6 protein-coding genes are annotated in these 5859 nt (G+C 63.3%); all 6 read right to left on the bottom strand.

From position 1 onward, the window contains the following. A partial coding sequence (gene alaS, locus Q0O40_RS15055) for an alanine--tRNA ligase (RefSeq protein WP_295531690.1) occupies positions 1 to 1955 on the bottom strand: 1955 nt, incomplete at its 3' end. 49 nt (positions 1956 to 2004) lie between these two features. Beyond that, positions 2005 to 2829: a class I SAM-dependent methyltransferase gene (locus tag Q0O40_RS15060; protein ID WP_295531693.1), complete on the bottom strand. Its 825-nt coding sequence runs from the start codon at positions 2827 to 2829 to the stop codon at positions 2005 to 2007. 46 nt (positions 2830 to 2875) lie between these two features. Then, positions 2876 to 3499, bottom strand: a complete 624-nt coding sequence (locus Q0O40_RS15065; RefSeq protein WP_295531695.1) for a glutathione S-transferase family protein — start codon at positions 3497 to 3499, stop codon at positions 2876 to 2878. Positions 3500 to 3669: 170 nt separating this feature from the next. Beyond that, positions 3670 to 4752: a recombinase RecA gene (gene recA, locus Q0O40_RS15070; protein WP_295531698.1), complete on the bottom strand. Its 1083-nt coding sequence runs from the start codon at positions 4750 to 4752 to the stop codon at positions 3670 to 3672. A gap of 148 nt (positions 4753 to 4900) precedes the next feature. Beyond that, a complete protein-coding gene (locus Q0O40_RS15075) occupies positions 4901 to 5128 on the bottom strand; it encodes a hypothetical protein (RefSeq protein WP_295531701.1) in 228 nt (75 codons plus the stop codon). 116 nt (positions 5129 to 5244) lie between these two features. Then, positions 5245 to 5859 (bottom strand): alkaline phosphatase family protein (locus Q0O40_RS15080; RefSeq protein ID WP_295531704.1); only part of this gene is annotated, 615 nt, incomplete at its 5' end.

Genomic DNA, 5859 nt, shown 5'->3' on the forward strand with positions numbered 1-5859 from the left:
TCGCCATACTTTTCGCCAAACAGCGCCATCGCGCCTGCCGCAATCGCATCATCGGGCGTCATCAGCCGCGTCGTCACCGGCGCATTGGCGCGGATCTCGGCGTTCACTTCGGCTTCGATCACCGCCAGATCCTCGGCCGACAGTGGGGCGGGATGCGAGTAATCAAAACGCAGCTTGTCGGGCGCGACGAGGCTGCCTTTCTGCGTCACATGGCTGCCCAGTCGGTCGCGCAGCGCCTGATGCAGCAGATGCGTGGCGGAATGATTGGCGCGCGTGGCATCGCGCCGCGCGACATCGACCGCGAGCAGCACCGCGTCGCCCAACTTGATCGTGCCAGCCGCAACGCGCCCGTGATGCGCATGCAAGCGGCCGAGCGGTTTGGCGGTATCGGAGACCCCGATGCGCAAGCCCTCGTTGGTCGAAATCACCCCGGTATCGCCGGTCTGCCCGCCGCTTTCGCCGTAAAATGGGGTCTGGTTGGTGAGCACGATGACGTCTTCACCCTCGCTCGCGGACTGGACTTCCTTGCCATCCCGCACCAGCGCGACGACCATGCCCTCGCCGCTGGTGGCAGTGTAGCCGGTAAACTCGGTCGCGCCCTCGCGCTCGGCGATGTCAAACCACACCTCGCTGTCCGCCGCCTGGCCTGATCCCTTCCACGCCGCACGGGCCGCCGCTTTTTGCTGCGCCATCGCCGCGTCGAACCCTTCGCGGTCGACGGTGATGCCGCGCGCGCGCAGGGCATCTTCGGTCAGGTCATAAGGAAAGCCGAAGGTGTCATAGAGCTTGAAGGCGGTTTCACCGGGCAGCTTGTCGCCCATGCCGAGCGCGCCGGTGGTCTCGTCGAGCAACCGCAGACCGTTGGACAAGGTGCGGCGAAACTGCATTTCCTCGCGCAGCAGCGTTTCCTCGATCATGGGCTGCGCGCGGCCCAGTTCCGGGAAAGCCTGCCCCATTTCGGTGACCAGCCCCCCCACCAACCGGTGCATCAACGGCTCCTTTGCGCCAAGGAGATGCGCGTGGCGCATCGCGCGCCGCATGATCCGCCGCAGCACGTAGCCGCGCCCTTCGTTCGAGGGCAGCACGCCGTCTGCCAGCAAAAAGCTGCACGAGCGCAGATGATCCGCAATCACGCGGTGGCTGGCTGTGTTCTCCCCCTCGGCCCGCACCCCGGTCAGGCTCTCGCTCGCGGCAATCAAGGCACGGAAAGTGTCGGTATCGTAATTGTCGTGCTCGCCCTGCATGACTGCGGCGATGCGCTCAAGCCCCATACCGGTATCGATCGAGGGGCGCGGCAGATTGCCGGTGATCTGTCCGGCAGTCTGCTCGAACTGCATGAACACCAGATTCCAGATCTCGATGAAGCGGTCGCCGTCTTCCTCCGGCGATCCCGGCGGGCCGCCGCAGATGTGGTCGCCGTGGTCATAGAATATCTCGGAGCACGGGCCGCATGGACCATCATCGCCCATCGCCCAGAAGTTATCCTTGGTGGCGATGCGGATGATGCGGTCTTCGGGCACGCCGGCGATCTTGCGCCACAAGTCGAACGCCTCGTCGTCGGTATGATAGACGGTGACCAAAAGCTTTTCTTTGGGCAGGCCCCACTCGCGGGTCAGCAAGGTCCAGGCATTGGTGATCGCCTGATCCTTGAAATAATCGCCGAACGAGAAATTGCCGAGCATTTCGAAGAACGTGTGATGCCGCGCGGTGTAGCCGACATTGTCGAGATCGTTGTGCTTGCCCCCGGCGCGGACGCATTTCTGGCTGCTGGTGGCGCGCGAGATGGCGCGCTTCTCAAGGCCGGTAAACACGTTCTTGAACGGCACCATCCCGGCGTTGGTGAACATCAGGGTAGGGTCGTTATAGGGCACCAGCGGCGTAGATGGCACGATCTCGTGGCCTGCGGCGCCAAAGTACTCGAGGAAGGACCGGCGGATATCGTTCGAGGATGTCATGGGTTAAGCGATTAGGCGAGCGTTTGGCGTGTGCCAAGCACGTTTCGACTTAAGCGTTATCGGCGGCGGCGCTGACCAACCATGCCGCGGCGGGAAAGCACACCCGCCCGCCCACGTGGCGCGACTGGACCAGCTCGAGCAGGCCCCGTTCGAAGGCGGGCCGGGCGTTATCGGGCAAAGTACGGATCGCAGCGGCGGCAGGGCCGATCCGGCTCAAGAGCGATAATGCGTCCGCTACCGGATTGGTGCCCGTGCCCGCGACATAAGCAAAATCGAGCTTGCGGAAGGTTACATCACGCCAGCCTTTGAGGCAGCGGCGAACATGGTCCGGATCGGCAAAGGCAAACGGCCCCGGCGCGAACGGATCGGCGGCAACGGGCTTGGCAGGCGGCAGCAGCTCCCTGATCTCAGTCGCCCAAGTGTTCTCGGAGACCGAACGGAAGCAGGAGAACACCATCCGCGCGCCCGGCGCGGCGCGGCGCGCCAGATGGGCAAAGGCGGCGGGCGGGTCTTCGAAAAACATCACGCCGTGGCGCGAGACATAGAGATCGGGCGCACCGCCCGGGGCAATCCAGCTGGCCGCATCGGCCACGGTGAAGCTCAGATTCGCCAGCCCCTCGGCGCGGGTCATGGCGGTCTCCACCAACTCGGCCGAGATATCGACGCCAACGACCTGCGCTGCGGGCCGGTCGCGGGCCACCGCCAGCGCGATCTCGCCGGCACCGCAGCCGATATCGACCACCTTGGCTCCCGGCTCGGCGGCAATAGCGCGCAGCAAATCCGGCGTGAGCGCCGCAAACGTGCGGTCGGTACGCTCCCACTCGGCCGCCCAGTTGCGGCCTACGCCGCCTTGCCAATCGCTCGCGCTGGTCATGGCAGGCAGGTTACGCGCAGACCCGCCTGCCAACAAGCACGTTCGTTCAGGTAGCGAAGTATGCTCCGCTCTTTGCACGGGCGCGCTGCCAGGCCGGGCGGGCGTGTATCGCAGCGACGAACGCGGCCAATTTGGGGTAGACGTCCCCTGCCCCCTGCATGATCGCAACTTCGGCGGGGAAGCTGAGCATGACATCAGCGCCGGTCCAGCCATCGCCGATGAAGTGGCCGGAAGGCCGCAGGATCTGCTCCATATAGCCAAAATGCGCCGCGAGCTGTTCGTCGATCCGCTCGCGCAGCGGCGCGCCGGCATCGCCAAGGCGCGACACATAGAGGTTGAGCAGGATCGGGGTCATCGCCGATCCTTCGGCAAAGTGCATCAATTCAAGATGGCGGAGCGCATCGTCACTGCCCGCTTCGGGCAACCATGCCGGGCCATAGCGATCGCACAGCACCTGCACGATCGCCCCCGATTCCTCGATCATCCGGCCATCGATCTCGAGCAGCGGCGATTTGCCCAGCGGATGCAGCGCCTTGAGTTCAGGCGGGGCGAGATTGGTCTGGGCATCGCGCTGATAGGACTTGAGCTCGTAAGCGTGCCCAAGTTCTTCGAGGAGCCAAAGGATGCGCTGCGAACGGCTATTGTTGAGGTGGTGAATGACAATCGACATGAGGCTCTCCCGATTCCTGTTTGCGGCAGGCTAGGGATGAACCAGCCGGTTGAACAGGGCCAGTAGACCTGTAAGCCGGACAAAGAAATCGGCGCGTTCCGTCCGGGGAACGCGCCGATCTTTGGAATGGCAGCAAGCCGGGGGATGGCGCTGGCTTGCCGCCTGAAAGCTCAGATGTCGTCGTCCGCGTCCGGACCAGCCATCAGGCCTTCGGCGACCTTGTCGGTCTGGCTGCGGATCGCAGCTTCCAACCGGTCGCAAATCTCTGCATTGTCGCGCAGGAAAGTCTTCGCGTTCTCGCGCCCCTGCCCGATGCGGATCGAATCGTAGCTGAACCACGAACCCGACTTCTCGACGATCCCGGCCTTGACCCCAAGATCAAGAATTTCGCCGATCTTGGAAATACCCTCGCCGTACATGATGTCGAACTCGACCTGCTTGAACGGCGGCGCGACCTTGTTCTTGACGACTTTGACGCGCGTCGCGTTGCCGACGATCTCGTCGCGGTCCTTGATCTGACCGGTGCGGCGGATATCGAGGCGGACCGAGGCATAGAACTTGAGCGCATTACCGCCGGTGGTCGTTTCGGGATTGCCGTACATCACCCCGATTTTCATGCGCAACTGGTTGATGAAGATCACCATGCAGCGCGAGCGGCTGATCGAGCCGGTCAGCTTGCGCAAACTCTGCGACATCAAGCGGGCTTGCAGGCCGACGTGACTGTCGCCCATCTCGCCTTCGATTTCGGCGCGAGGAACCAGCGCGGCGACCGAATCCACCACCAGCACATCGATCGCATTGGAACGCACCAGCGTATCGACGATTTCCAGCGCCTGTTCGCCAGTATCGGGCTGCGAGACGATCAGTTCATCGATATTGACGCCCAGCTTGCGGGCATAGACCGGATCGAGCGCATGCTCGGCATCGACGAAGGCAGCGGTGCCGCCGCCGCGCTGCGCCTCGGCAATCACGTGCAGCGCCAGCGTGGTCTTGCCCGAGCTTTCCGGACCATAAATCTCGATCACCCGGCCGCGCGGCAAGCCGCCCACGCCCAGCGCGATATCGAGCCCGAGCGATCCAGTAGGGATCACTTCAACCTGCATCGTCTCCTTCGAGCCGAGCCGCATCGCCGAGCCCTTTCCAAAAGCCTTGTCGATCTGCGCGAGCGCTGCTTCCAGCGCCTTGTGACGATCCGCGTCCTTGGCCATGTTTTTGTCTTTGCCTTCCTGAATGAGCTTGAGCTGCGCTGCCATGGCTTCTCACTTCCCTTGCTAGAGGCGGCCTACACGAACCGTCAACAACGACCTTGTACTCTCTTCGTTCCAACAGAACAAGGGGGGAACAAATTTTTCTCGCCATTTTCGAAGCAAACAATCGCAAGCACTTAGGGCATAAGGGGAATTACGGCGGCGGAGCAATGTTCCATGCCGCGCGGGCGGCGATGCCGGTCATGGCGCGTGCCGCAAGATCACGAAAAAAGCCGCTCGAGACCGATTGGTGGCGGACCGATTCCCAGTCGGGAATCGTTCCTAAGTTGACGAAGTTGACACAGTCCAGAGAGAAGAATGCAGCGGCCTTGGCGGTGCCCCTAAGGCAGGTCTGGGATGCAGGGTTGCGGCGAAAGTCCATGCCGCTGGTTTGCCCCACGGCGGCGATGTAGGAAAATGGTTTTGCGGTTGTAAGGCTTAAGGCCCTCGCCTGCGCGCACCGGGGGCGCGGCGCAGGCTACTTGCTTGCAAAGAAGACTACTTGCGCACAAAGAACGGCAGCGGTTCACCGGCTTTGGCATCGAACGCGCGCCAATCTTCGCCCAGAGCAGTGAGCGCGCTGGCGGCAATCTGGCTTTGGCTGAGGCATTTGCCGTCCTCAAAAGTATCGAGTACAGGCGCCGAAGCGTCCACCCCGGGGCCGATCGCGCCGAGCCAGATCTGCTCTGAGCCCGGGAAGCCAGCCTTGTCCGGAATGGTGAAGCCCGCAGGATCGAGCGCCACCGAGGCCGCGCTGCCGTGTTCGGTCCACGCGCCGCCGAACCCGGTGCCGCGCCCGTGGTCGGTGGTGACGATCAGCGTGGTTTTGCCGCGCGTCTCCGGATCGGCCTGCGCCATCCGCCAGAGCTCGGCGATGAAATCGTCGTCGCGGTTCATCGCGGCAAGATAGCCGGGATAATCGCCGATATGCGCCAGTTCATCGGTATCACCGAGGCCGACATAGAGCACCCGCGGCTTCTGGGTGCGCCAGGCATCAAGCGCCAGCCGCATCGTCAGGGTTTCGGTGGGATACCGTTGGCCCAGCCCCGGATTGACAGGCACACCGCTACGCTTGTCGTTGATGATATAGGGGAAAACGTCCCAGTTGCCGAA

Source organism: Novosphingobium sp. Chol11 (assembly GCF_945870625.1).
In the GTDB taxonomy this organism is placed as follows: Bacteria; Pseudomonadota; Alphaproteobacteria; order Sphingomonadales; family Sphingomonadaceae; genus Novosphingobium.